The organism is Apibacter muscae (genome assembly GCF_007845595.1).
GTDB classification, from domain to species: domain Bacteria; phylum Bacteroidota; class Bacteroidia; order Flavobacteriales; family Weeksellaceae; genus Apibacter; species Apibacter muscae.
In genome coordinates this window covers 43221-67626 of the sequence record NZ_SELI01000021.1, presented here as the reverse complement: position 1 = coordinate 67626, position 24406 = coordinate 43221, and the positions used below count along the sequence as shown (strand labels likewise).

The window sequence follows — 24406 nt, the reverse complement described above, 5'->3', positions numbered from 1 at the left end:
TCTTTTTCCAACTTGACTTATTTGACAAGTCAAAGTTGCTTCTTATATTTGTTAAATTAAATGCCATATATGGCAATGTTTAATTTTTTAAAACTATTTTATGATTTGGATCATTGTTGTTATTATAGGCATTATTATTCTTTTTAATATAAGTAAGAACTCAAGAAATAAAAAACTTGAAGAAGTTCTTATAAAAAGATTAGAAAAAATAATTTTTGGTTATTACGGTTCTCAAGAGGAAATTAATCAACTTTCTAAAGATATTTTTATCTACTGTTTAAATAAATCCAATAAGGATATTTCTTTTGAAGAAATTTCTAGTTTAGAGAATTTAGTACGAAATCTTGAAGTATTAGATTATCTATCATTATATAAAAGCCTAAAAGAGACTATTCAATTAGCCACTGAAAAATCTAATAAAATTCAAGTATTGGATACATATCAAACAGCACAAAATACTTTTAAGGTACTGACAAATTTTACGACATCTAAAATTAATAAAATTTAAAATTATGAAAAACAACAAAAATTCTACTTGGACAATAGTATTTTGGATAGTTACTATTATATGTATTCTCCAATATCTATTTATAGCATTACCTAGACTTACAGAAACCCCTAATGTTACAGGGGCTTATTATTTTGGCAGTCTACTACCCAATAGTGTTATTATATTCATTTTTTGGTTAATTAAAACAAAGGCTAAGAAATGAGTTATAATAATGTTCAAAATAAAGGTTGTACACCCTTAGGATGTGCAGGAACTTTAGTAGTAATAGCTCTTATTATTGCTTTTATTTTTGGAAATAAGGAGTTAGGTAGTATTTTAATTGATATAGCTATATGGGTAGTTATTACACCTGTTATTATAGGTTTAATCTATGTTATACTTTTTAATAAAAAATAAACTGAACTTCTTAAATTAACTAATACCACCTCTAAACAGGTGGTTTTTTTATGTATAAAAGTAAGAACAATGAAACAAATAAATATACCTTTTCAGTTAGGAATGGAATATGAAAACTGGGAGTTTGATTTGGAAATATTACCTGATAGGTTAGAAGGGTATGATAGTTATTTATATATAGGTAAGGAGTTTAATTATTTTATGAATTATCCTACAGATAAAACGGAACTTATTTTTATTTTGGATAGATTAGTAGCAGTGATTTTAACTTTTTTAAATATTAAAGTAAAAGATTTTAAACAATTTTATGATAGACTACAAATAGAATTTAAAAACAATAATTTATCACAAAATAATGAAGCTATTAAAACCTTATTGATAGCAGATAATGAAAATACTATTTATTTTTTATATGGAGTATCTAATTTAATTTATGCTGTATTTCCTTTACATAATAAGGCATACTTTTAGGCATATATAATTTAATCAAGCTTATGAGTACCTAACAATCAATATGTATAATTATTGGTTCGAGCCCAGCAGGAGGAGCTGTTAAACATTAAGCACTTATAATTATATAGGTGCTTTTTTTATTTTATATAGCTACTGCAAAGGAATTTGTAATATTCTTATAAATTTCCAACACTTCCTAAATTTTAAATCCCCTATCTATTTTCTATCAAATTAGACATAAAAAAAGGTATATCCTATAAATTTTATAATAATATGAATAACAGTAAATTACATATATTATTTGTATTAGATAAAATTAATACATATTCAAAAGGAGTAGCTCTATTAAGATGCAAAATTACTTATTTATGAGAAAGGAAAAATTTTACCATAGGTTTATTTATGAATCCTAAAAACTGGGAAAATAAACAGCAAAAAGCAAAGTCACCTAATAAAGAAAATATTAGGATTAAAATATAGTTAAGCCTGATTAATTTATTATTTAATCAGGCTTTTTTTAATTTAAGTAAAAAAAGTAATTAAACAAACAGTTATTCAGAAATATTAGGCTTTTTATTTTTTTGAAAAACTTAAGTATAAAAAGTATTTTCAAAAAATTATATTTCTTACTCAGCAAGAACTAAGTAAATTAGAAAAATATATCTTCCATTCTGAAAAATTAAAACAAATTAAAGATTGTTTCTTATATTGTTGTTATACAGGTTAGGTTTATAAAGAAATGATTGAACTTAAACAAAAAGATTTTGTTATTTATACAGATGGAACAAAATGGATTTTAAAAAAAAACAGATGGAAATTATACTGTAACTCTTATACTCCCCACAGCTTAGGATTAGGTGAAATATATTTATTAGGTCATTTTTTATAATTACTTAAAGTGGACCTGTTATTAGTGCTATCATAACCTTTAATTTATTAGAAAAAAGTGAATAATCCAAAAATTAAAAATATAAATGAATAACTCAATCTAATATTTTGTATGTTAAATATAAGGAAATTCTATTTTTTATCCCTTTAAGTATTTTATTACAAAAAAGGCATCGAATTCGATGCCTTTTTTAAGAGTATAAGTAAAAATTAGAATTTATTTTTTAATTATTTTTTTTATTATAGTACCTTCATTTGTTTTTATAGATAACACATAATTTCCAGGGATTAAATCATGTAAATTGATTTGATTATTCTGAATCTTACTAATACTTTTTATTTCCTTTCCAGAATAATCATATACAGTAATTAGATCTATAATAGCTAAAGAATTTATAGTTAGTACATCCATTACAGGATTAGGATAGAGAGATATTTCTGCTTCGTTTTCTTTATTTATTGTAGATTTTGAGCTTATAGAGCGTCCCCATATATCTTCTTCTATTACATATATCGGCAGTCTATCTATCCTTGTAGAAGTATTTCTTTCAACAATCTGTTTTACCTTACCGGATTCTATATAGGGAATTATAAGATATTCCCCTTCATAAACTCTATCTGAAATTGTAGTATTATAGGTTGTTGCATTAACCTTAGATTGGTCTATTCTTTCAATAAAGTTACCATTTAAATCAAATAAACCAATTTTTACCTCCCCATTGGAAGAAGGAGAGTAAACTTTAAAAGCTTCATTAACTGTTGTTTCATGTAGATAGTTAACTGCTGTTTTTATCTGCATATTTTTATAAATCTCATTATCAGGAGCAGTAGACATTCCTCTAGACCATATACCCTCAGATTTAATATTTACAGGCAAAGCATCTATTATACTTGAGTTAGAAGCTCTTTCCACCAGAGTTGTTTCATTAAGCTTTTCTGTATAAGCTTGAATTATATAATTCCCTGAGCTTACTCTTGAAGGAATTAGGCAACTAAATACATGTTTTTGGTTTTGCGATAAATCTATTCTTGCTATTAAATTACTATAATTATCAAATAACCCAATTTTTATATTTTCTTGGTTATTATCTGCTTTAGCATAAACTTGAAAAATTTTTTCAGAATTTAGTTGGTATAAATTAGGAATGCCTGAATTTAATTTTAAATGATCAATTAAAGAAGAAACACCTTCGGATGGTAATTCATCTGTTTCGTTTATTTTTACTGCGTATTCTAACGTAAGATTTGGAAATGCAGTATTAGTAATTTTACAGATAAGGTTTTTTCCTTTATTTGCTTTTCCTGCCACAAATTTTCCATTTCCTAAACTTGAAACAGAAATAGTATTCCCCAAATCATCATACCATATATAAGTACTAATAGAACCATTTATATTGTATTCCGTGGAGATGTCTATTTCATCTGAATAATCAACTGCCTCTCCTTCTATTACTGCTTGAGGAGCTAAGGTAGTTATAAAATTAGCAGGTTTTGAACCTAGTAAAATTGTAGAAAAACGTAGTTTATTATTAGATAATATTAATTTAGATAACTGGGAATTGGAACTAAGATCTATGAATTCTAATAATCCGTTTACAGCACTTAATTCTTCTAATTTTGCATTATTCTTAACATTTAAGCCCTTTATTTTGTTATTGTTGATTTTTAAGGATATAAGTTCTGTGAAATTATTACAGTTCAATATCCCACTAAATTCACCTAAAGATACGGATTTACTGTTTATTACAAGACCTGTAATTCTTTTATTTATACCAGAAAAACTAATAGAAATATTGCTCAATTTATTTAACCATTCTTCTGAGCCATTCCATGTTAAGGTATCAGAAGTAGCTAATCCAGCTATTTCAAAATTATAAACTTTGTTTCCTGTAGAAGAATAACCTTCCTGACGTAAAAAATTTCTTAATCCATCTTTATCCTCCTCCTTATATTGTGAGACCGGTAGAGATGGTAATTCTCCTCCTTGGTTACTAATTCTTACCTCATATTGTGCAGTAAATCCTGGAAATGCTGCATTAGTCATTTTACATATAAGAGTTTTCCCTTTATTTGCTTCTCCTGCTACAAATTTTCCATTACCCATATCTAAAAGGTAAACTACTATCGGATTGTAAGGATCTATTTTATCATACCAAGTATAAGATGTAATAGAATTATTAAATTTGTATTCGGAGGAAAGATCGATGATATCTGAACAACTCACGGTTTTTCCTTTAGTAATTGCTTGATCACCTGGCCATACCCCAAAAGGTTTAATGGTAGAGAAACGTAATTGATTTCCACTTAAAATATACCAATTTAAAACAGGGTTATTGCTAAAATCAATAGATTTTAATAATCCATTTAAAGCATCTAAACTCTCTAATTTAGTATTTTTACTTAGATCCAAGGAAGTTAATGTATTACCACGAATATCTAAATCAACTAATTCAACACAATCTTTGATATTTAATTCTGTAAAGTGATTTGATCCGGCATATAATGATCGCAATGAAATACATTCTTTTAAATCTAAAGAAGTTAGTTTTTCATTATTACTACAATAAAGAACAGTCATTTTTGGATTTTTAATGAGCAAATTATTCAATGTTTGATTAAATGAACAATTTAATTGTGTTAATTCTGGATTATTGGTGACATCTAAAGTTGTTAGTTGATTTCTTGAGCAATCTAATATTTCTAATTTAGGATTGTATTTTACATTTAATGTATTTATTTGGTTAGAATTGCAATATATGCGTTTTAAATCGGAGCTGTTCGGCAGAATAAGAGTATTTATTTGGTTAGAATTACAAGAAAGAAATTTTAAATAATTATTATTAGATAAATCTAGGGTAGACAGTTTATTATAGTCACATTTTAATGAGGTTAAATATTTATTATCTTTTACATTTAAACTTGCTATTCCATAATTATAGTAATTAGATAAAGGGCTAATATCTAACTCTTCAAGCTGAGAAAATTTTTCACAATTTAAATTTCCAATAAATGATTCATTCTTTAGTATAATACTAATTATCCTTGAATCAGTTCCATAAAACTCTAAAGAAATATTACTCAATTTATTAATCCATCCCTCTGAAGTATACCAATTTAAGGTATCAGAAACGGTTAATCCGGCAGATTTAAGATTATAAATTTTATCCCTCCCTATAGTTTCTTCCTGTCGTAAAAACTGCCGTAATCCTTCCTTATCATCTTCATGATATTTTTGTGCATACACCATATTGGTAAATGGTGCCAATAGGGTTAACGTATAAAATAATAAATTTTTAATCATATAATTTTATTTTTAAGTTATTTTTGTCCAATTTAAGATAAATATTTTATTTTAAATTAAAAAAATATATGATTTGTTTTTTATTTTTTTGAAAAATGATTAAACTAAGCATAAATTTCCATAACAATAAAAAAATAAACATTTTCAACTTTTAAAAAATTGTCAAATAATCAATAGACTAATCAATAAAAAAGGTATAAATCCATACTTTCTACCAAATTATAAGAGTGATTTTTTAATAATTTTTCCTTTCAATGATGGTTTTCATTTCTTAAATTTTTTTGAAATTTAATTTTTTAAAAAAATTTATACTTACCTAGGTTTCTGTATTTCCTATAGAAGTATATATAAAAAATTGTTAATCAAAGCAATAATATAATTAATAACATTTATAGATATTGTATGTGTACTCATATTTCAAATGAGTGTATTTAAATTATAGTCTAATCCTCATTCATATTTTAATGAACCTTAAATTCAAAATACTCTAATATACTATGGTTAAAATAAATTTTTAAATTTAAATCCACAGATTTCTTCATCAAAATGTTTGAAACCATATATTATTTTCTTTATATGAAGATCTAAAACGTCAGACTTATTAACCAAGGTCATGGAAAATTTAAAATTTAAATTTTCATCTTACAACCTTACAATCTGATAAGTAAAAATAGTAAAGGACTACTTAGTAATAAACAATTGAAGAAGCAGCATGATATTAAATTTTATTTACTTTGTTTGATAAGTTATAATGATTATAAAGGAAAGTTTGGCTGAAAATAATTTTTCCTACTTCATAAAAAATAAATAATATTAAATGAGAGAAATTTGTTTAGATACATTTAAATATGTAAAATTAAGTTTAGAGTGATCAGAAACTTACTCTCTTATGAGGATATATCTGATAATTACAAATATAACACTGTAAGGATAAATTATTGGTAACTTGGTTATGAAGATAGATCATAAATCTTTAAAAAATCAAAGATTTTATATATAGATAATAATATTAAAGATTTATTTCAAATTTAATTTCAGCGTCAATGGCATTTCGCTGAATTTTTAAAGTTTCAATGAAATTTATAATTTCAAATATATTCCAGAATTTTTTATAAATTTAAGATCCTCTTTGGTTTTAAAATTTGTAAGTAGTTAAATGTCAAAATTGACTTCCTGAGCTTATTATATGTTAAAATGAACTTCCACAAGTAACATAAATTTAATTTTTTCAAGACATAATTTTCTCTAATGGAAAAATTGAATTATTTAATTGACTTTGCGTTTATTCGCATATAAGTTGGTCATGGACCACCATCTAAGATATATAAAATACTAATCTATATATTTTTTATTTTTATTTTGTATCTTTTTAGAAATAAAATTTTTAACCTTTACTACCGCCCAAGGTAAAAAATAAGAGGAAGCCATCAATATTATTTTTTTCAAAGGCCCCTGACGCTTTCCAATAAATTTATTTATAATTTTATTTCCTCCTTTTCTAATTATCCAATCTAAAGTTAAACTAGTAAAATTGGAACTGCTAGAATTAGTAAAACCTAATGATTTTTTAGTAAAATTAGTAAAAGAAGAACCTAATAAACCTAATTGATTGGATAAATTTTTAGGAGAAAGACTGTTTTCCATTCCACTAATTTCTTCTTTCAAAACTTTTTTTTGAACTAGAAAATCATTGTAAGTGTAACGCTTATTCGTTTTCGCTAATTGATTCATCTTGCTTTTTATTAAGTTGAAATTCTATAATTTTTTTCATGACTGCTTTAGATAGCTTAGAATAAAAACAGATCAAAATTATTAGTAAAATTAGGTAAAAGGCAGAGAATGTTACAAAACCTAAACCAATGTCTGCGAATTTAATTCCTATATATATACTAATACCAATACTTAGTAATAGCAAAAAGAGAAAACATATAACAAGAATGAAAAAGCCAACGATTAAATTGCTGATTAAAAGAGAGACATTTTCAGTTAATTCAAGTTTTATAAGATTAACTCTTTTATTCACATAATTCTTTACAAATCCAAACATAAATTTACTTTTAGAAAATATAGAAAAAAAACATCTAAACTAAAAAAGAGTCAATATAAAAGACTCCTTTTTAGTTAAATTCTTACCTTTTTATTTAAGATCTTTTTAAAGGATCCGTATCACTAGTAATCTTTTCAACTAGTTCTTCTTTCTTCTTATGAATTTCGTGCTTACATTTATCAATACCATCAATAAAGTCATCTTTAAATTTATGATAGGTATCTTTTAAATTTTCATTAAGATCGTTAGCCCTGTCTTTAATTTTTTTTCTGGTAATTTTACCTTTATCCGGAGCAATAAGTATGCCAGCCAATAATCCTGCAGCGGCACCGAAAATAACACTAGCTAGGATATTTGAGGTTGTTTTTCTTCCCATAATGTATAAAATTGAAATTATTATTTTTAAAATTTAATATTTTATTTGTCTCTAACAAATATACTCAATAAATTTGTCAATCCAAAAATAATAAAAAAAAATTTATGCCAATTATTTCCTTCCGAGGATTAAATATGCCAGAGTCTCCAATTCGCAAATTAGCCCCTTACGCTAGAAAAGCTAAAGACAAAGGTTTAAAAGTTTACCACTTGAATATAGGGCAGCCAGATATTAAATCACCTCAAGCCGCTATACAGGCATTAAAAAATATAGATTTAGATATCTTTGAATATGCCCCGTCAGAAGGAATTTTGGAATATAGAAAAACTCTAGCTACTTACTACAATTCATTGTCTATAGGTTTAAAAGATTTAAGCTATGAGAACTTTCTTATTTCAAACGGAGGCTCAGAGTCCTTATCCATTGCAATTAGTTGCATATGCGATGAAGGAGATGAAATTATAGTACCGGAACCTTTTTATGCCAACTACTATAGTTTTGCTGAAGCTTTAGGAGTAAAAATTGTTCCAGTGGTCTCAACGATTGATGATGGATTTTCTTTGCCTAAGATTAAGAAGTTCGAAGAGCTTATTACCCCTAGAACTAAAGCAATTTTAATAACTAATCCAAGCAATCCTACAGGATATCTCTATTCAAAAGAAGAATTACAAACACTAGCAGATATTGTTGTTAAAAACAATATATTTTTAATTTCAGACGAAGTTTACAGGGAATATGTTTATGATGGTTTTAAGCATTATTCAGTATTGGAGTTTCAAGAGCTAAAAGATAATGCAATTGTTATAGATTCCGAGTCTAAAAGATACAGCTTATGCGGAATACGTTGTGGGTTTATGGTTTCCAGAAATCAAAAATTTCTTCAAATGGCTCTAAAATTTGCACAAGCAAGACTAAGTCCCCCGCTTATTGGGCAACTTATCGCAAATGCGGCACACGGAGAACCCCAAAAGTATATTGATAATGTTAGGAATGAATATCAACAAAGAAGAGATTTATTAGTTCAATTATTAAGAGAAATTCCTGGAGTTAAATGCCCAGTACCCAGAGGAGCATTTTATTGCACCATAGAATTACCCATTGATGATGCTGAGCACTTTTGCTTATGGTTGTTAAAAGATTTTCAATATGAAGGTGGAACCGTTATGTTAGCACCGGCACAAGGGTTTTATTCGGATCATGAATTGGGTAAAAATCAAGTTCGCATGGCCTATGTTATCAATCAAGAAGATTTAAAAAGTGCAATCCATATTATAAAAAAAGGATTAGAAGTTTATAATTCCAACCAATGATAACGTTGCAAGAGAATATAGATATAAAAGAGTTTACTACTTTTAAAGTCCCGTCGATATGTAAATATTTTACAGAAATAACGACTATTGACGAATTGCAAGAAGCTATAGATTTTTCACGAAAAAAAAAATTACCATTGATGCCTTTGGGAGGCGGAAGTAATATCCTTTTTGTAAAACCTTTTAACGGTTTAGTAGTTAAAATTAATTTAAAAGGAATAGCAGAAACTTTCAAAAATGATGATTATGTTTATGCCAGTGCATATGCAGGAGAAAATTGGGATGATTTTGTCCAATCATGCGTAAGTAAAAATTACGGTGGATTAGAAAATTTATCTCTAATCCCTGGGAATGTAGGCACCTCGCCATTGCAAAATATTGGAGCATACGGAGTAGAAATCAAAGATTGTTTTTTTAGTTTAAAAGCCTTACACATTGAGAGTGGAAAGGTTGAAAACTTTACCCGTGAAAGATGTAATTTTGGTTATAGGGAATCTTATTTTAAAAATGAAGGGAAGGATAAATATATAATTTTAGAAGTAACATTTTTATTAACTAGGCGTAACCATATGCTTCATATGGAGTACGGTGCAATTCAAGAAGAATTAATAAAAAAAAATATTTCCAACCCAACCATTCAAGACGTTAGAGAGGTAGTAATGCAGATTAGGAAAAGCAAATTGCCCGATCCAAAAGTTTATGGAAATGCCGGTAGCTTCTTTAAAAACCCAGTGATATCTAATGAAAAATTTGAACGTCTTCAAACAGATTATCCAACCATACCTCATTATCAATTAGAGAATCATACGGTTAAGATTCCTGCCGGATGGTTGATAGAACAAGTGGGTTGGAAAGGTAGAAACCAAAAACAAGCCGCAGTGCATAATAAGCAGGCTTTGGTATTAATAAATTTAGGAAATGCCACGGGAAATGAAGTTTATGACTTGTCATTCGCAATAATAAATGATGTTAAAGATAAATTTGGTATAGATTTAACAAGAGAGGTAAATATAATCTCGTAATTTTTTGCATCAATATGAAAATAATTTTATTACCTTTTTCCGGACTATATTGGCTAGGCACATTTATAAGAAACAAATTTTTTGATTGGGGGATACTGCAATCCAAAAAATATAAAAAGCCGGTGATTGCGGTGGGTAACTTAAGCGTAGGAGGGACCGGTAAATCACCCTTTGTTATTTATTTAATAGATTTATTAAAAGATAAATATCTAATGGGGATTTTGAGTAGGGGATACGGAAGACAGACCAAAGGTTACCAATTTGCAAATTATGAAACTACTTTTGAAGATATAGGGGACGAGCCCATGCAATTTTTTGAACGGTTCAGAAATAAAATTGTTGTAGGAGTTGATGAAAAAAGGATTAGAGGAATTAAGAACATGCTTAAAGATTTTAATCCAGATTTATTTATTTTGGACGATGCCTTTCAGCATCGTTATGTAAAAGCAGGGTTGAATATATTATTAACCGATTATTCAAAACCCTATTACGAGGATGAAGTTTTACCAGCAGGAAGACTTAGAGAAGGAAAATATGCAGCAAAAAGAGCACAGATTGTAATTGTTACTAAATGTCCGGATTCTTTCACTGAAAAGGAAAGAGACAGAATTCAATCCAAACTAAACTTACAGCCCTCACAAGCTTTATTTTTTTCTAGGATTGTTTATGAAAATAGAGTGATATCTTCCAATTATTCGTTTAAGTTAGAAAACTTAGTGAACTTTCATATATTATTAATTACTGGAATCGCTAAGTACAATGAAATATTAAGTTTTTCAGAACAAAATTTTGAGACTGTTACGCATTTAAATTTTAAAGATCACCATAATTTTACTAATGCAGACATCCAAGTTATAGAAAAAAAATATAAGGAAATTAGCGGAAATAAAATGATATTAACTACAGAAAAGGATTACATGAGATTGAAACATTTTCAACAAATAAAAAATTATTTATTTTATTTGCCTATAAGTATTGAAATTGATAGGGCGGAAGATTTTGAGAAATTAATTTTAAATTATATAAATAAAAATTAAACAATATTTTTTTATAATTTTATAAAGTATGAATAAGAAAACATTGTTTTGGATCTTTTTAATCTTAGGGATTGCTTGGATCTTAGGAATAAGTTATTGGTATTTATGGATTGAAAATTTAAGCCTAGCTTATATAGATTGGGAAGGAAATTTTTATAGTAAAGATTTGAATACGCAAGCTTTCTTTAAAGCAGTATCACTGCTTATTGTACCTTTAGTAATTACAGCTTTATTATTTTATATTATAGGGCTTCTATTTGCAAAAAGAACCATACAAAATATAAGTAATGTTGAAAATGAAAATAAGCAACTAAAAACCGAACTTGCACAGTCTCTGGATAAAATAGAAACTATGAAAGTTTTGTATACAGGTGGAAAAATAAAAAGAAAGTTACCAATAAAAAAAGAAAAACAATCGGTAGAAAGCAAACTTGAAGCAGAAATACAAACCCATAAAGATGATTTAAAAATTATTGATGGAATAGGTGAGCGGATTGAATTTTTTTTAAATGACAATGGAATATATACTTGGAAACAATTGTCCCAAAGATCTGAAGAAGAATTAAGAGATATATTAGAGATGTATGGAGGAGTGTCTTATAGAATTCATAATCCATCCCATTGGTCTAAACAAGCACAACTTGCATCAGAAGGAAAATGGGAGGAACTGAAGCAGTTAAAAGAAAAGTTAAAACACAATTAATTATTAATATCTAAAAAATCAGTCTCAATGACTGATTTTTTTATATCCATAAAAATATATGAAGGCAACCAGATTTAAAACTATAATAAATTCTAAAGATAAGTTTATAAAGTATGTAGAAAAAAGGGCAAAGATTGAACATGCAATAATACAGAATATCAATTTTAAAGATTTTAAAGTTAATTGGTCAGAATTTAGCATCTACAATTGCATAATCGTAGATTGTGAGTTATCCAAAGAAGATTTGTCGTATCTTTTTCAACAAGGTGTTTTTGTATATCCCAAATTTAAAAAACTGCCTTACCAACCCATCCGAAAAGAATTGTACAACTGGCGAGAATTAATGGAAATTGAAAAAACCAAAGCGCCTAAAACCAAGGACGAAGTTATCTACCAACATTTTAACCAAACAAGGTTTAATCCACCTATGGATGAAGCTCTTACCCAAAGATTGCATGATTATAGTATAGATAGCTGTTTAAGGGAATTACTAAAATTTAATGATGAGGGAATGACAGAGAAGAAAGCCGTGGGCTTTATGGGAGGGCATAGTGCTTTACGTACTTCTGAATCGTATATAAAAACAGCTACAGCCGCTTATTTAATAGCCCAAGAAGGATATTATGTTGTTACAGGGGGAGGCCCTGGAATTATGGAAGCAGCCAATTTTGGGGCATATATGTCTACATACCCACAGGAAGATTTTATTAATGCATTGGCTTTTTTACAGGAGACAGGGACGAATCATAAACATCCGGAATATTTATTAGAAAATTACCTACAGCAGGCTCTTAAAGTACTTCAAAAATATCCCAACGGCAATGATAACTTAGCCATTCCCACTTGGTTTTACGGTCATGAGCCTAGTAATATTTTTGCCAGCCATATTGCCAAGTATTTTTCCAATAGTTTAAGAGAAGATATTTTACTATCTGTTTGTCTCTATGGAGTGGTCTATTCCCCAGGGAGTGCAGGAACCACTCAAGAAATTTTTCAAGAAGCGACACAAAACCACTATGGAACCTATGGGTATTATAGTCCCATGATTTTCTTTAGTAAAAAAAGATATGCAGAAGATACAGCCCTTTACTCTACCTTGCATCAGCTGGCTAAAGGTATGAGGTATAAAGACTTACTTTTTCTTACGGATGAACCGGAAGAGGTGGTACAATTAATAAAAAACCATCCACCCGTAAAAAAAATATAAATTTACTTGCAGGATGAAAAAATATATGTATATTTGCATCACTAAACAACGCGGGATGGAGCAGTAGGTAGCTCGTCGGGCTCATAACCCGAAGGTCACAGGTTCGAGTCCTGTTCCCGCTACTAAGACAAATAATTGAAAAAGTGAGACTTACAGTGTAAATCTCACTTTTTTTATGTCCTTAAAATTATTTAATTTTAAAAAAGTACCACTTACAGTACCACTTATGAAGCCTTATACAATAAAAATATATGATGCGAAAGGAGATGTATCAAAGGATTGGTATATTCGATGGTTTTTGCGTGATAAGGAGTCTGGAAAGCTTGTACGGCAGACTAATATAAAAGCAGGATGTAATAGGTTAAAAACAGCAAATGAAAGATATACTCATTTAAGAAAAATTATTATGCTTATGGAGTATAAGCTCAATAAGGTGTTAAATGAGAAAGAAGAAGTAAAAAAGATAGATGAATCTATTTTAGATGAATTGCATAAAACAAATTATTCTTTAGAAGAAGCTTTTAATTATTTTATATCTATAAAAACAAGTTCTTGGTCAAACGTTACTCTAAGAGACTACAAAAGCGTTTATAAAATTTTTTCAACTTTTTTAGAAAAAAACAAAGTAGATACTTCGAATGTAAATAATATAACAAGAAAGTATATTATTGTATTTTTAAATGAAAGGCATAAGGAAACATCTGCAAGAACCAGAAATAATAATCAAATTAATTTAAAAGCATTTTGGGAATTTTTAAAAAATGAAGAAATATGTAATAAAAATATTTTAGATGGTATTCCTAAAGTAAAAACGACAGCGCAAACACACAAAATATATACACCTGAACAATTTGATTCGATTATTTCCGAAATAGAAAAAATAGATAATCAATTAGCCTTATATATAAAATTTGTTGCTTATTTATTTGTAAGACCTGTTGAAAATTGCCGGATATTGATTGGGAATATAGATATGAAACATAGAACTATTGTCTATAAATCTAAGACAAAAGATCAAAAAGTAAAATATATTATAGATTTGATTTACAAAGATCTTGAGAAAATACATATTAATAAATATGATAAAGATTTTAATTTATTCACACCTGATGGAAAACCATCACTTTGGATAGGTAAAGAGGAGAGTAAACGACAATATTTTACTGAATTATATAAAGATATCATTAAGAGTAACCCAAAGTTAATATCATTAGGGCTAACAGATAATCATGATATGTATAGTTTTAGGCATACTGGAATAATGATATTATACAGAAGCTATAGAAAAACCCTTTCACCTTTTGAAACAAAGTCAAAGCTTATGCTAATTACAGGACATACAACCATGTCTGCTTTAGAAAAATATTTAAGAACAATAGACGCTGAATTACCAGAGGACTATTCCAAAAAATTTAATATTTAATTGTTTTATTATCTAAAAAAAAAGATACTTGAAATATCTTCTATCTTAAAAACAATATTTTCATTTTTATTACTTAAAATAATCTCCTCACTTCCTATATAAACAACTTCTCCCTCTATATTATTTATAGAAACTCTATCCCCCCAATTGAGAATGTTATTGATATTATTAGTAGTAACCCTTGTAATTATATCTAAAATTTTTCTGCTTTCCATTTTAGTTGATTTCAATTCTTGTTTCTCTATATAAGCTATACTTAAATTTATATAGGAATGATTAAGAATAAATACGGATTTCCTTATTTAATTGAACTATATTCAATAATGCATACATTAAATTATTAATATTATAATATAAATGTAAATTATTTATTTTTTATTCAATCATTAAATAGGGTTTATTTAGATAATAATCCAAATTTAAAATTCATTCTTATCATAAAGCAGAAAAATACCAACCTATTAGATAATCAAGCATTTAATTATCTTTGTTCTATGAAAGAAAAATCCTTAGAATTTTTCAAGATAAATACGATTAACACTGAAAGAAAAATTATCCCCTTTGTCGGTGGAATACAAGCAGGATTTCCCTCCGCTGCCGATGATTTCTATACAGAAAGAATAGATTTAAATAAAGAACTTATTAAAGACCCCGATACTACTTTCCTTGCCCGTGTGAGAGGAGATTCTATGAAAGATATGCGAATTTTTAACGGAGATTTAATCCTTGTAGACCGCTCTTTAGAACCCAAAGACGGTAATATTGCTGTATGTTATATAGATGGAGAATTTACACTCAAGAAACTAAAAATTATAAAACAAGAAGGCAAAGTAACTCAAATTCATTTACTACCTCAAAATCCAGCGTACGACCCAATTATAGTAACCCCAGAAAATGAATTTATCATCTGGGGCATTTTAACCTATAACATTACCAATTATTTATAATAATATGTATGCACTTATTGACTGTAATAATTTTTATGCTTCTTGTGAAAGGGTTTTTAATCCAGCTCTAAACCAAGTACCTATATGTGTTTTATCTAATAATGACGGATGTGTAATTGCACGTTCCAATGAGGCCAAAGCCTTAGGTATACCCATGGGAGCTCCAGCCTTTCAATACCAAAAACTATTTAACGAAAATAAGGTAGCCGTATTTTCTGCAAACTTCATCTTATATGGAGATCTAAGCAGTAGAGTTATGAGTATAGTAAAGCGTTATTGCAAAGATGTAGAAGTCTATTCTATAGATGAGGCTTTTATGGATTTTACAGGATATGAAAACTTAGATTTAAAAGAGCACAATGAAAAAATAAGAAACTTTATATACAAAGGGGTCGGTATTCCAACCTCTATAGGCATTGCGCCTACCAAAACACTCGCAAAAATAGCCAATAGAATAGCAAAAAAATATCCAGAAGAAACCCAACATGTATACCTCTTAGATAACCAAGAAAAAATACACAAAGCACTCAAGTGGTTAGATATAGGAGACATTTGGGGGATAGGAAGAAGACTTAAAAAAAGATTTGAAGAAAGAGGAATAAAAAAAGCCTTGGATTTTGTAAACTTGCCCACCACCTTTATACGACAAGAGATGGGAATCGTAGGCATACGTATGCAAAACGAATTAAAAGGCATTCCGCAACTCGCTTTAGATATACCTGAAAAAAAGAAAAGCATAGCGACTACCCGCACCTTTGATCAATCTACCAATGATCTTAAAGTATTAGAAGAAAGAGTATCTACCTTTGCTGTTAAATGTGCAGAAAAATTAAGAAAGCAAAAATCCTGTTGCAATTATTTAACCGTATTTTTAAAAACTAACTTTTTTAGACCAGATCAACAACAATATAGACCGGCTCTAACCATAACTCTACCTAATCCGGAAAACTCAGCAAACGAGCTAGCAAAGCAAGCCAAGATTGCTTTACAAAAAATTTATAAAAAAGAATTTCAATTTAAAAAAGCCGGGGTGTGGGTAAGTGGGATTATCCCCGAGGAAGAAAGACAGATCTCTTTATTTACAGAAGATACTTATTTTAAATACAAACCGTTAATGAAAGCCATGGATGCCATTAACGGAAAATACCACAAGGATCTTATAAAACTAGCTTCGCAAGATATCAGATATACTTGGAAGATGAAGCAAGAGCATCTATCCAAACGCTTTTCCACAGATATAAGAGATATTATTATTGTAAATGCTAAAGAAAATTAAATTATATCATAGACCCTGAAGATCAACAAGTTTTTTATCTTTTTTTTGGTTTTTTTCTATAATCCCAAGGAGCAATAGGGTTATTCATAATCCAGATATTGAGTTTATTTTTTTTTGCCTCTTGTTCTAAGTCTGAGTATTTCTGAGTTTTGTCGAAGTATTTATAATGCCAAGCTAGACCATTTTTTAGAAGTTCTTCGTTTAAATTCTTTTTTCCAATTAAAATAATACCTAAAACTCTGCCATATCTATCAATACCTTTTTGAGTTACTTTCACTATTTTACCGAAGCAAAAAGAACTTGTAAAAGCTGATGCTTTACTAGAATAATCCTGTCCTTTTTCAGGGCAATCAATTCCGTACAATCTAATTTTTATTTGTTCGTTTTCTTCTGTTAGAATGGTTACAGTATCTCCATCTGCTACTTTTATAACCTTTCCAATTAGGTTTTGAGATAACATGAAAGTAGAGATTAAAAAAGAGAGAAAGAAGAATAAGTGTTTTAGGTTTTTCATATCCAAATATAAAAAATGTAATTTTTAATTATGGCGAAATTGCCATAATTAAAAAAGTGGTCGAATTCGACCACTTTTAAAGTATTTTAAATGAAAGTTTATATTTAATCAAGTATTTTAAAATCAAAACAATATTTAATCCAATAGATAGATACCCTATCCATTTCCACCAATTAAAAGGAGTAATTTTTAACTTTTCATTTTCAATCCTAAGTTCATTTATTTCTGTGAGTTGTGATGAATTTCTTTCCCTGTATACTTTTTCATAGAGAGAACTAATACTATCCGTGTTTACCTGTATTTTTAAATTATCACCATCAGAATTAACCTTTACTTCTCCATAAGGGATTTTAATTGTCCTTTCAATTACCTTTAATTTGCCTGTAGAATCACAAGGTGAAGAAATTAGATCTTTATTTATAGAAGGAAGAAGAACTATCTTCTCCATTTCCACAATAATACTATCTCTTTTAATTAAAGTGTCATGAATAGTTTTGACACTTTCCTTAGCTACTGTCTTTTTTCTGGTATTACAAGAGAAGAAAAAGAAAAGCATTATAACTAAAAACAAGGAAAGAATAAATTTAATAGCTATTTTCATGTATCAAAATATTCTTTTTTTACAAATAGTTCAGCGTCAATAGCTCCACCCAGTCTATACTGCTCAAATACATCAGAAAAATCATCTATAGCATCATACCAATCATCAGAATACTCCTCAGTATTTTCAATTCTTTTCTTTAAAACCTCCCATTGATCTTTTAAAGAAATAGGAAATATATAATCATGACCTGATTCGTCAGATTCTATTAAAATTTGCATATACTCACTCATAACTCATTATTTTAATTCGAAGTGAGGATAATCCCTAAATTTCCAATGTCCACCCCATTCAATTCTTATACCCAAACTCTTAGCAGTATTTATAATGTGAGAAGCAATAGTACGCAATCTAATATCATCATTTACCTGAACAGAACCGTTATAATAAGGGTATAAATCAACAGCATATCCATATCCATCACTTTTAGGTTGATGATTAGATTTGTTTTTCACTCCATCTGAATTAGTTACTATTCTTCCTGGTTTAGATCTTCCTTGTGCATATAAAGCTTGTTGTTGGGCGGTAGTACGCACCCCGTCGGTAATGGTGAAATCAATAGGTGTATTCTTAATAGCTTCATTCATCACTTTGACTAAATTTGGATGAATGCCTTTTAAATTGTTTTTTGATCTTTTACTAAATATTGCCATTTTAATTATTATTAGATTTTAAAGGATTATTTTCATTTTTTTCCTCTCTTTTTTTGAGTAAAAAAGAAGAAAGCTCCGGGATTCTTTTTACAATTTGAAGTCCCAAAAATTCATAGAGAAATGAAAAAGTTTTATTGTTGGGAAATAGGATCGTTAAATTCCTTAGAGCATTACTACCATAAAAATAGGCACACACATATGTTAAGATTTTGATCATCTCCAAGAATTCTTCTACATCATCCATGAGTCTCCCAATAATAAAGAGACTAGCGATTATAAGAGTGTAAAGAGCGACAAATAACAGAGAAATAAGAAGTTTTTTAATCCGCATTCGGTCTTTATTCACTACCAAATCAACCAATATCCCCATAGACATATCCCAACAAAATAAGATAATCAAAACCAGAATTGAATTATTGATGGGTTCTAAATAGCCGATTATTGCACAGACAAAGGTGATAATTAATATTTTTAATGCATCCATGGTATTATCGTATAGTTATTGTATACCCTTTCTCTTTTAATTGTGCTTGCTGTTCTTTAGAAAAAACATTATCACAACTATCGAAATAAATAGCAATAGGAGATTGTTTAATTATATGATTATAAAGCGAATCAAGAAATTGTTCTGTTAATAAGCACTGTGTGAATTGAATAAAACTACCAATTATAGGTAGCGTGAGTTCCTTTAAGTTAATAGTATCTAGCCCATATATCTCAAGTTGATAAATCTTTTGATTGTTGAAATCTAAGATATTTACATCATGTTTTTTACTTGAACTCGCGCTTATAGATACTAAGTTAAGTTCTCCATTATTTCTTATAATGATATGATCGGCAGCACCTATATCAATGGATGTATTTATGTCCGGTGAAACATTATTTTCAACAAGAAGCTCTTCTAATATATGTGAGCGATTTTTATACGAAAAACTATTGATTGAACAATTCCTAACAATTAACTTCTTTAATTCCTCAGGAGGTGGATCAATGGTTAGCTGACCTATATTAAGCTCTTGAAATACAACTTGCCCCTCAGTTATTTTCATGTCGTTAGTAAATGATGGACTTATTTTAGTTTGATTATTTGCTTTAATAATTTCAGTTACGCCAATAAGATAAATAGGTTCAGGGTTAGATTTTTTAGAGGTTAAAGACGCGCTAATTGTTAAGTTATTTTCATCAATATTAAATTTTGAAATAGAATAATTATCATATCCTACGAAGTTTTGAAGCTTACCTATATCGTTATAATACATAAAGCTTTCATTGTTAAATGCTATTTCAAAATTTATTTTATGTCTAATAAAAAGCTTCCATGTATCCCCGTCAAATTGGTATACTTCTTCTATATTCCCATTATCATCAACAAAACTAAAATAATCGCCTACTTTGGGATTGTTAGGGAATGATGTACCTGTGGGTGCTTGGTTGCTTTGGATGTAGTTTGAATTTATTGATGGTTCTCCCTGACTAGTTGATCTATTAGACCCAAAAATAACTTTGGTAACTAGTTGCTGGGCTTCTTGTGCAGAAGAAGGTATTGTTCCATTAATAATCAAATCAGAATAATTAATAAAGTTTGTTAAATAATTGAATGAATCTAAATTTTTAATTATAATAGATTCTCCCGCCAAACTAACTTTATAATTTCGCGGTAAATACTGACTAATTCCGCCTTTTTCCAGTTCAAAATGAGAATTATTGTTCGGTATTGTGTTTATTTTTACCATAGTGGTGTTATTTTTTTTGTTATTACACTAGATTTTATTCCATAAGGAGTAACAGAAGATGAATTTTTTTCTGTCTTATTTATACATGGTCCACATTCTGAAGAATTATATTCCGGAAAGATATTTTTTGAATAACATAAATATGTATCAACATCTTTAAATAATGCGTGCGCTAAATTTCTATAATAATCATATTGCATTTTTATGCTTGATGAAGACTTAGAAGAATAAAAACTACTTTGAAAATCCATATTTCCAACAGGAGTATCATTATATTCATTGAGCATAATGTAACGAGCATAAGCATAATGAGCTAATACATTTTTTAAACCTTCGTGATATTTATATCCCCCTGATTGAACTTCATATTTACCACCAAATAAAAGGGTGTGAAATATTTCATTATCTTTATTTTCAAGTACGATATACCAAAAATCTTGAAGGAGTTTCTTCATATCATGATTCTGTGCTTGTGTAATTCCCAATATTATTTTGGATTTATCACAATGGATAGACAGTTGACCAATATTTCTTACCTCCTCTATGGTTATTAATAAATTACTCATCTATTAAAGGATTAATTTTTAATTTAAATCCAAGTATTTTAAAAGTTTTTTCTATTTCATCCCTATCCCAGAAAGTTTGTTGATTGTAAAATCTTTGCATTTCTCTGTAAGACTCTCCAGAGTTGCTAAATATTGCATCACTAGAGAAGGCTAGTCCTTCCGGCAAATTTTTAAATACTCCTAAAATATTTCTTATTATACGTTTATCTGTATTTTCGAACAATTTATCATCGTATTGTGCATCTAGTTGTATAAATTTTACAGCATCTTCCAAGTTTTGACCAGCTTCAACATCAAGCCTATATACGCCTCCAGAATTTTCAGAACCAAGAAATCTCGAAAAATCATTTTGTATTTTTTCTTTTTCCTCTTTTTCTAATCCGGCACACACCATAATTAATTTACCTAAAAACGCTAATCTGGATTGTGTGTTAGTATATATAGATATTCTATGCTCACTGTCTGCATCGTTATAAGCAGGATCAATAAAGCTTAGTGGATAAATATAATCAGAAGGATTAAAAAAATAGACCTGTCCTCTAAAATCAGAGATAGCTCTTTCAAGAGAAAAAGTGTCTTTTTTATTCCTCTTATTTAAACTAAAATCATTTAATAATTGAGCCTTTAAAACCTCCTGGTTATTATTGAAAGGATAATACCATTTTCTTTCTTGACTATAACCGGACAGATAACTCCATTTTTTTTCATAATTATCATAGTAAATTTTTCCTTTACTCTCTTTGTCGTCCTCTTTGGAAATTCTGCATTTTGTATAATCTAAAACATCTAAGCTTTTAATTACTATTTTTCCATTCTCCCAGCCATATCCAATATGAATAAAAGCTCCTCCTTGATAAGTATAGCTTTTTATTACTTTCTTTAAAATGGTAGACAAAGTGTAATTTTTCCTTTTGTTTATCAAAATATCTGCGCCTTTATCTATACCTTTTCCATAAATATAGGACATCATTACATTAACACATCTTTTAGCAGTAGGAGAGCTGTTAATAATCCTTTCTATCTCATTTGGGTATAGGTTATTTGCACCATTTATATAGATCTTTTCATCGTTATGTAATACTTTAACTACTCTGCTGAATAACTCAATAAAAGACGCTCTAACTCCCATACTTTATTTACTATCTTCTTCTGGTTTCTCTATTTCAACAAGATTTTTCATATTATTAGTTTCTTCTGTTTTCTTTTTAGAAACCTTCTCTTCTTTATTTTCAACCTCTTCCTTTGTCTTGTTTACAGAAATAGAATCTAAATTCAAGTCTTCTACTTTTTTATCTTCTACCTTTGTCTTATTAGATGAAATCTTCTTCTTTTTACTCTCTTCTTCTGGTTTCTCAATTTCAACAAGAGTTTCAAATTCTTTTTTTCTGGCTTCCAGTTCTTGTTCTGTGCCATACTTCAAATAATTCTCTGCAAATTCATCGGTCATTTGGTTTCCGTATAGCCGATAAGTTCTCCGATCTTTGATGTAGGTAAATATTTTTTGGCTTAAAAGACGGTTAATTTTATATTTATTATTTTTCATTTTTAAATTACTTGAGTTATTATTTTTAGTAGATTTTACAAACAAATCCCAATCAGAATTAAAAGAGCAACTCATACAATTAGGCTTAAAACCAAACTGCTTTTCGAATAGATCTATATAGGAAAGCAGTAGAGATTCATTTTTACGAACTTCCTGCTTCCCTATATGTATCAACTCCTCCCTTGTCATTAGGCTGCCTTATTTTCAAATAAAGAATCGAAATCAGCAGTTTCTCCTCCTGGGGTTTCTGATTCATAGATCAGAGGTAAGCTGTTCTCTTGTGCTGTTTCTAAAGACTGTAAGACAATGGCATTAACCCCATTATTTGCCTGTAAGTCATTAGTATAATCTGCGGAGGATAATCCGTAATCCATTCCATAAATTTCGATTCCTCCTGTTTTAAATTGCATTGCAACTACAAAACTTCCTCTATCCAATTCATGTTGTGCTAATTTTCCTTCTGCATCAGCTGTTTGTACAATCATATTTGTTTTATGAAGGTATTGAACCATACCTTGATCTGTGGTAGATTTATCAAAAGAGCCAGAGAATGAACTGCCTGATTCCATCGCTCTATATAGATACCCTTTCTTCCCTTCTTTTAAACTGAATTTTACATGATATTTTCCAGTTTTGGAATCTATGGTTATGTTGTAAGTAGCTATATCATTTTTATTTATAATAATTGCTTGTTGGTAATATCTTTTATCTAATGAGGTACAAGCTAAATCTTGTCCCCTTTGAATTTCTGCACATAAACTGGTTACTGCCATTGTTTATTTATTTTTTAGGTTAATTATTAATTTAGATTGCAATTGCATATTCATCGGTTACCAACTTGGCTTCCATGGTAGAGTTTGTTTTAACAATTAATTTGTCATTAACATTATCAAAAACTACTTTAAAATAGTTTAAATCATCTTTTTGAGATGTTCCTATCCTCAAATTTTCTCTAGATGTAAGCAAGGCAAAGTTTGGATTTTCTCTAGGATTATTTCCACCACCACCATTTAGTTCAGGAATTTGCTTAATCGCTGTATCAATTTCACGATGTACGATGATTTTAACCCCTCTAAAGGAAATGTTCTCCTTGTTCCACAAAGGCACGTGCTGAATCAATTTAGTATCATAAATTTTTTCACAATAACCCGCAGCTCTTTCTGTTTTTTCATTTAACCAATTAATAAAAGGTTTTGCCATATAATTTGACATTTTGATTAATTGATTAGAAGGGTCATACCAAGGTTCGTCAGAGACAGAATCAATAAGATTATTTAAAGTATCAAACACTTTTTCTCCTGTCATTAATTGATCTTTGTAAGATGTAGCTAAGTTTTCATTGATGTCAACTTTTAACCCACCACCAGCTTGTGCTTGAACTAAGTAACCATTTTGTTTATTTAAATAGGGTGCTTTTTTTGACTCATCTGCCAAATAAGCATTCCTCCATTGAGCAGCTAAAAGGTTTTCTTTAATTTTGTTTATTAAGAAAGCCATATAGATGATTCCTTTATCATTTTCCTGTGGATTGTAGATTTTAAAAGTTCCATAAAAAGCAGCGAACTCATCATCAAATTTTTTTGTACAAAATTCGTATTGACATCCAAATTGTTTTAACCTCCATTCTTTCGAACTATAATTTAAATCAAGGTTACAGCTATTATACTCACAATTGTTTTCATCCATATAGCTATTGCTTGTAAAATCAGCCTCAGAAGTAATAATTGGGATTTTTTCTCCAGTTTTAACTCCAGTTTGTATGTAATGAGAAGTTGTCAGATCAGAAACCCCATAGCTCTTGGTGAATATAGCCTTAGATATTGTTGAGCTGTTACCAGCTACTATACCTTGTATAGTTTCTGCGAATTCATTAAAATTGCTTTCAAAAGTTGTATTCAT

General features: G+C 28.7%; 28 protein-coding genes and 1 tRNA gene. 13 read left to right on the top strand and 16 right to left on the bottom strand.

Annotation, left to right across the window (positions count from 1 at the left end; genetic code table 11):
• Nucleotides 1-100: 100 nt before the first annotated feature.
• From ETU10_RS08735 to ETU10_RS08720, 4 genes are all read left to right on the top strand, one after another.
• Nucleotides 101-508: a hypothetical protein gene (locus ETU10_RS08735; RefSeq protein ID WP_146311545.1), complete on the top strand. Its 408-nt coding sequence runs from the start codon at nucleotides 101-103 to the stop codon at nucleotides 506-508.
• 4 nt (nucleotides 509-512) lie between these two features.
• Nucleotides 513-713 (top strand): hypothetical protein, encoded by a 201-nt coding sequence (locus ETU10_RS08730; protein WP_146311543.1) that lies wholly within the window; start codon nucleotides 513-515, stop codon nucleotides 711-713.
• Nucleotides 710-907 (top strand): hypothetical protein, encoded by a 198-nt coding sequence (locus ETU10_RS08725; protein WP_146311541.1) that lies wholly within the window; start codon nucleotides 710-712, stop codon nucleotides 905-907. Before ETU10_RS08730 ends, ETU10_RS08725 begins: the two co-directional genes overlap by 4 nt.
• Nucleotides 908-976: 69 nt before the next feature.
• Nucleotides 977-1378: a hypothetical protein gene (locus ETU10_RS08720; RefSeq protein WP_146311539.1), complete on the top strand. Its 402-nt coding sequence runs from the start codon at nucleotides 977-979 to the stop codon at nucleotides 1376-1378.
• Between the two features lie 1087 nt (nucleotides 1379-2465).
• On the opposite strand, the gene ETU10_RS08715 is transcribed toward ETU10_RS08720, so the two are convergent.
• From ETU10_RS08715 to ETU10_RS08700, 4 genes are all read right to left on the bottom strand, one after another.
• Nucleotides 2466-5549: a T9SS type A sorting domain-containing protein gene (locus ETU10_RS08715; RefSeq protein WP_146311537.1), complete on the bottom strand. Its 3084-nt coding sequence runs from the start codon at nucleotides 5547-5549 to the stop codon at nucleotides 2466-2468.
• Between the two features lie 1332 nt (nucleotides 5550-6881).
• On the bottom strand, nucleotides 6882-7280 hold the full coding sequence (locus ETU10_RS08710; protein ID WP_146311535.1) for a hypothetical protein: 399 nt from the start codon (nucleotides 7278-7280) through the stop codon (nucleotides 6882-6884).
• The gene (locus ETU10_RS08705; RefSeq protein ID WP_146263238.1) at nucleotides 7255-7596 is read right to left on the bottom strand and encodes a phage holin family protein; all 342 of its coding nucleotides are present in this window, start codon (nucleotides 7594-7596) and stop codon (nucleotides 7255-7257) included. The genes ETU10_RS08710 and ETU10_RS08705 overlap by 26 nt, the downstream gene beginning before the upstream one ends.
• A gap of 94 nt (nucleotides 7597-7690) precedes the next feature.
• The gene (locus tag ETU10_RS08700) at nucleotides 7691-7972 is read right to left on the bottom strand and encodes a YtxH domain-containing protein (protein WP_146263239.1); all 282 of its coding nucleotides are present in this window, start codon (nucleotides 7970-7972) and stop codon (nucleotides 7691-7693) included.
• Between the two features lie 104 nt (nucleotides 7973-8076).
• Here ETU10_RS08700 and ETU10_RS08695 point away from each other — a divergent pair, with 104 nt between their 5' ends.
• The 7 genes from ETU10_RS08695 to ETU10_RS08665 all read left to right on the top strand — a co-directional run bounded on the left by ETU10_RS08695 (nucleotide 8077) and on the right by ETU10_RS08665 (nucleotide 14674).
• Nucleotides 8077-9282 carry a pyridoxal phosphate-dependent aminotransferase gene (locus tag ETU10_RS08695; protein ID WP_146311533.1) on the top strand — a complete coding sequence of 402 codons (1206 nt, stop codon included), beginning with the start codon at nucleotides 8077-8079 and terminating at the stop codon, nucleotides 9280-9282.
• Nucleotides 9282-10304, top strand: a complete 1023-nt coding sequence (gene murB, locus ETU10_RS08690; RefSeq protein WP_394344706.1) for a UDP-N-acetylmuramate dehydrogenase — start codon at nucleotides 9282-9284, stop codon at nucleotides 10302-10304. The genes ETU10_RS08695 and murB overlap by 1 nt, the downstream gene beginning before the upstream one ends.
• 14 nt (nucleotides 10305-10318) lie before the next feature.
• Complete coding sequence (gene lpxK / locus ETU10_RS08685; RefSeq protein ID WP_246118455.1) at nucleotides 10319-11341, top strand: tetraacyldisaccharide 4'-kinase; 1023 nt, start codon at nucleotides 10319-10321, stop codon at nucleotides 11339-11341.
• Between the two features lie 28 nt (nucleotides 11342-11369).
• Entirely contained in the window at nucleotides 11370-12044 is a 675-nt protein-coding gene (locus ETU10_RS08680; protein WP_146293211.1) for a hypothetical protein, read from the top strand.
• Nucleotides 12045-12102: 58 nt separating this feature from the next.
• Complete coding sequence (locus ETU10_RS08675) at nucleotides 12103-13251, top strand: LOG family protein (RefSeq protein ID WP_146311527.1); 1149 nt, start codon at nucleotides 12103-12105, stop codon at nucleotides 13249-13251.
• 49 nt (nucleotides 13252-13300) lie between these two features.
• Nucleotides 13301-13373: transfer RNA gene (locus tag ETU10_RS08670), tRNA-Met, on the top strand.
• 53 nt (nucleotides 13374-13426) lie between these two features.
• On the top strand, nucleotides 13427-14674 hold the full coding sequence (locus ETU10_RS08665) for a tyrosine-type recombinase/integrase (protein ID WP_146311525.1): 1248 nt from the start codon (nucleotides 13427-13429) through the stop codon (nucleotides 14672-14674).
• Between the two features lie 8 nt (nucleotides 14675-14682).
• Here ETU10_RS08665 and ETU10_RS08660 read toward each other — a convergent pair whose 3' ends face one another.
• Nucleotides 14683-14889 (bottom strand): hypothetical protein, encoded by a 207-nt coding sequence (locus ETU10_RS08660; RefSeq protein WP_146311523.1) that lies wholly within the window; start codon nucleotides 14887-14889, stop codon nucleotides 14683-14685.
• 279 nt (nucleotides 14890-15168) lie between these two features.
• On the opposite strand from ETU10_RS08660, the gene ETU10_RS08655 reads away from it, so the two are divergent.
• The gene (locus tag ETU10_RS08655) at nucleotides 15169-15621 is read left to right on the top strand and encodes a LexA family protein (protein WP_146311522.1); all 453 of its coding nucleotides are present in this window, start codon (nucleotides 15169-15171) and stop codon (nucleotides 15619-15621) included.
• Between the two features lie 4 nt (nucleotides 15622-15625).
• On the top strand, nucleotides 15626-16897 hold the full coding sequence (locus tag ETU10_RS08650; protein WP_146311520.1) for a Y-family DNA polymerase: 1272 nt from the start codon (nucleotides 15626-15628) through the stop codon (nucleotides 16895-16897).
• A 34-nt stretch (nucleotides 16898-16931) separates the two neighbouring features.
• Here ETU10_RS08650 and ETU10_RS08645 read toward each other — a convergent pair whose 3' ends face one another.
• The 11 genes from ETU10_RS08645 to ETU10_RS08595 form a co-directional block, all read right to left on the bottom strand.
• The gene (locus ETU10_RS08645; RefSeq protein WP_146311518.1) at nucleotides 16932-17411 is read right to left on the bottom strand and encodes a thermonuclease family protein; all 480 of its coding nucleotides are present in this window, start codon (nucleotides 17409-17411) and stop codon (nucleotides 16932-16934) included.
• 76 nt (nucleotides 17412-17487) lie between these two features.
• Complete coding sequence (locus ETU10_RS08640; protein ID WP_146311516.1) at nucleotides 17488-18012, bottom strand: hypothetical protein; 525 nt, start codon at nucleotides 18010-18012, stop codon at nucleotides 17488-17490.
• Nucleotides 18009-18245 carry a hypothetical protein gene (locus ETU10_RS08635; RefSeq protein WP_146311514.1) on the bottom strand — a complete coding sequence of 79 codons (237 nt, stop codon included), beginning with the start codon at nucleotides 18243-18245 and terminating at the stop codon, nucleotides 18009-18011. Before ETU10_RS08635 ends, ETU10_RS08640 begins: the two co-directional genes overlap by 4 nt.
• A gap of 6 nt (nucleotides 18246-18251) precedes the next feature.
• A complete protein-coding gene (locus ETU10_RS08630) occupies nucleotides 18252-18665 on the bottom strand; it encodes a M15 family metallopeptidase (RefSeq protein ID WP_146311512.1) in 414 nt (137 codons plus the stop codon).
• A 1-nt stretch (nucleotide 18666) separates the two neighbouring features.
• Complete coding sequence (locus tag ETU10_RS08625; RefSeq protein ID WP_146311510.1) at nucleotides 18667-19149, bottom strand: hypothetical protein; 483 nt, start codon at nucleotides 19147-19149, stop codon at nucleotides 18667-18669.
• A gap of 4 nt (nucleotides 19150-19153) precedes the next feature.
• Nucleotides 19154-20398 (bottom strand): hypothetical protein, encoded by a 1245-nt coding sequence (locus tag ETU10_RS08620; protein WP_146311508.1) that lies wholly within the window; start codon nucleotides 20396-20398, stop codon nucleotides 19154-19156.
• Entirely contained in the window at nucleotides 20392-20964 is a 573-nt protein-coding gene (locus tag ETU10_RS08615) for a DUF6712 family protein (protein WP_146311506.1), read from the bottom strand. The genes ETU10_RS08620 and ETU10_RS08615 overlap by 7 nt, the downstream gene beginning before the upstream one ends.
• Nucleotides 20957-22093, bottom strand: coding sequence for a hypothetical protein (locus ETU10_RS08610; protein ID WP_146311504.1), 1137 nt, complete (start codon nucleotides 22091-22093; stop codon nucleotides 20957-20959). Before ETU10_RS08610 ends, ETU10_RS08615 begins: the two co-directional genes overlap by 8 nt.
• 3 nt (nucleotides 22094-22096) lie before the next feature.
• The gene (locus ETU10_RS08605) at nucleotides 22097-22696 is read right to left on the bottom strand and encodes a hypothetical protein (protein WP_146311502.1); all 600 of its coding nucleotides are present in this window, start codon (nucleotides 22694-22696) and stop codon (nucleotides 22097-22099) included.
• Nucleotides 22696-23280, bottom strand: coding sequence for a hypothetical protein (locus ETU10_RS08600; RefSeq protein ID WP_146311500.1), 585 nt, complete (start codon nucleotides 23278-23280; stop codon nucleotides 22696-22698). Before ETU10_RS08600 ends, ETU10_RS08605 begins: the two co-directional genes overlap by 1 nt.
• 31 nt (nucleotides 23281-23311) lie before the next feature.
• Nucleotides 23312-24406, bottom strand: coding sequence for a hypothetical protein (locus tag ETU10_RS08595; protein ID WP_146311498.1), 1095 nt, complete (start codon nucleotides 24404-24406; stop codon nucleotides 23312-23314).

Excerpts from the sequence above, each read along its gene's own strand:
- ETU10_RS08735 (WP_146311545.1), top strand. The coding sequence starts at position 101 with ATGATTTGGATCATTGTTGTTATTATAGGCATTATTATTCTTTTTAAT.
- ETU10_RS08730 (WP_146311543.1), top strand. The coding sequence starts at position 513 with ATGAAAAACAACAAAAATTCTACTTGGACAATAGTATTTTGGATAGTT.
- ETU10_RS08725 (WP_146311541.1), top strand. The coding sequence starts at position 710 with ATGAGTTATAATAATGTTCAAAATAAAGGTTGTACACCCTTAGGATGT.
- ETU10_RS08720 (WP_146311539.1), top strand. The coding sequence starts at position 977 with ATGAAACAAATAAATATACCTTTTCAGTTAGGAATGGAATATGAAAAC.
- ETU10_RS08715 (WP_146311537.1), bottom strand. The coding sequence starts at position 5,549 with ATGATTAAAAATTTATTATTTTATACGTTAACCCTATTGGCACCATTT.
- ETU10_RS08710 (WP_146311535.1), bottom strand. The coding sequence starts at position 7,280 with ATGAATCAATTAGCGAAAACGAATAAGCGTTACACTTACAATGATTTT.
- ETU10_RS08705 (WP_146263238.1), bottom strand. The coding sequence starts at position 7,596 with ATGTTTGGATTTGTAAAGAATTATGTGAATAAAAGAGTTAATCTTATA.
- ETU10_RS08700 (WP_146263239.1), bottom strand. The coding sequence starts at position 7,972 with ATGGGAAGAAAAACAACCTCAAATATCCTAGCTAGTGTTATTTTCGGT.
- ETU10_RS08695 (WP_146311533.1), top strand. The coding sequence starts at position 8,077 with ATGCCAATTATTTCCTTCCGAGGATTAAATATGCCAGAGTCTCCAATT.
- lpxK (WP_246118455.1), top strand. The coding sequence starts at position 10,319 with ATGAAAATAATTTTATTACCTTTTTCCGGACTATATTGGCTAGGCACA.
- ETU10_RS08680 (WP_146293211.1), top strand. The coding sequence starts at position 11,370 with ATGAATAAGAAAACATTGTTTTGGATCTTTTTAATCTTAGGGATTGCT.
- ETU10_RS08675 (WP_146311527.1), top strand. The coding sequence starts at position 12,103 with ATGAAGGCAACCAGATTTAAAACTATAATAAATTCTAAAGATAAGTTT.
- ETU10_RS08665 (WP_146311525.1), top strand. The coding sequence starts at position 13,427 with ATGTCCTTAAAATTATTTAATTTTAAAAAAGTACCACTTACAGTACCA.
- ETU10_RS08660 (WP_146311523.1), bottom strand. The coding sequence starts at position 14,889 with ATGGAAAGCAGAAAAATTTTAGATATAATTACAAGGGTTACTACTAAT.
- ETU10_RS08655 (WP_146311522.1), top strand. The coding sequence starts at position 15,169 with ATGAAAGAAAAATCCTTAGAATTTTTCAAGATAAATACGATTAACACT.
- ETU10_RS08650 (WP_146311520.1), top strand. The coding sequence starts at position 15,626 with ATGTATGCACTTATTGACTGTAATAATTTTTATGCTTCTTGTGAAAGG.
- ETU10_RS08645 (WP_146311518.1), bottom strand. The coding sequence starts at position 17,411 with ATGAAAAACCTAAAACACTTATTCTTCTTTCTCTCTTTTTTAATCTCT.
- ETU10_RS08640 (WP_146311516.1), bottom strand. The coding sequence starts at position 18,012 with ATGAAAATAGCTATTAAATTTATTCTTTCCTTGTTTTTAGTTATAATG.
- ETU10_RS08635 (WP_146311514.1), bottom strand. The coding sequence starts at position 18,245 with ATGAGTGAGTATATGCAAATTTTAATAGAATCTGACGAATCAGGTCAT.
- ETU10_RS08630 (WP_146311512.1), bottom strand. The coding sequence starts at position 18,665 with ATGGCAATATTTAGTAAAAGATCAAAAAACAATTTAAAAGGCATTCAT.
- ETU10_RS08625 (WP_146311510.1), bottom strand. The coding sequence starts at position 19,149 with ATGGATGCATTAAAAATATTAATTATCACCTTTGTCTGTGCAATAATC.
- ETU10_RS08620 (WP_146311508.1), bottom strand. The coding sequence starts at position 20,398 with ATGGTAAAAATAAACACAATACCGAACAATAATTCTCATTTTGAACTG.
- ETU10_RS08615 (WP_146311506.1), bottom strand. The coding sequence starts at position 20,964 with ATGAGTAATTTATTAATAACCATAGAGGAGGTAAGAAATATTGGTCAA.
- ETU10_RS08610 (WP_146311504.1), bottom strand. The coding sequence starts at position 22,093 with ATGGGAGTTAGAGCGTCTTTTATTGAGTTATTCAGCAGAGTAGTTAAA.
- ETU10_RS08605 (WP_146311502.1), bottom strand. The coding sequence starts at position 22,696 with ATGACAAGGGAGGAGTTGATACATATAGGGAAGCAGGAAGTTCGTAAA.
- ETU10_RS08600 (WP_146311500.1), bottom strand. The coding sequence starts at position 23,280 with ATGGCAGTAACCAGTTTATGTGCAGAAATTCAAAGGGGACAAGATTTA.
- ETU10_RS08595 (WP_146311498.1), bottom strand. The coding sequence starts at position 24,406 with ATGAATACAACTTTTGAAAGCAATTTTAATGAATTCGCAGAAACTATA.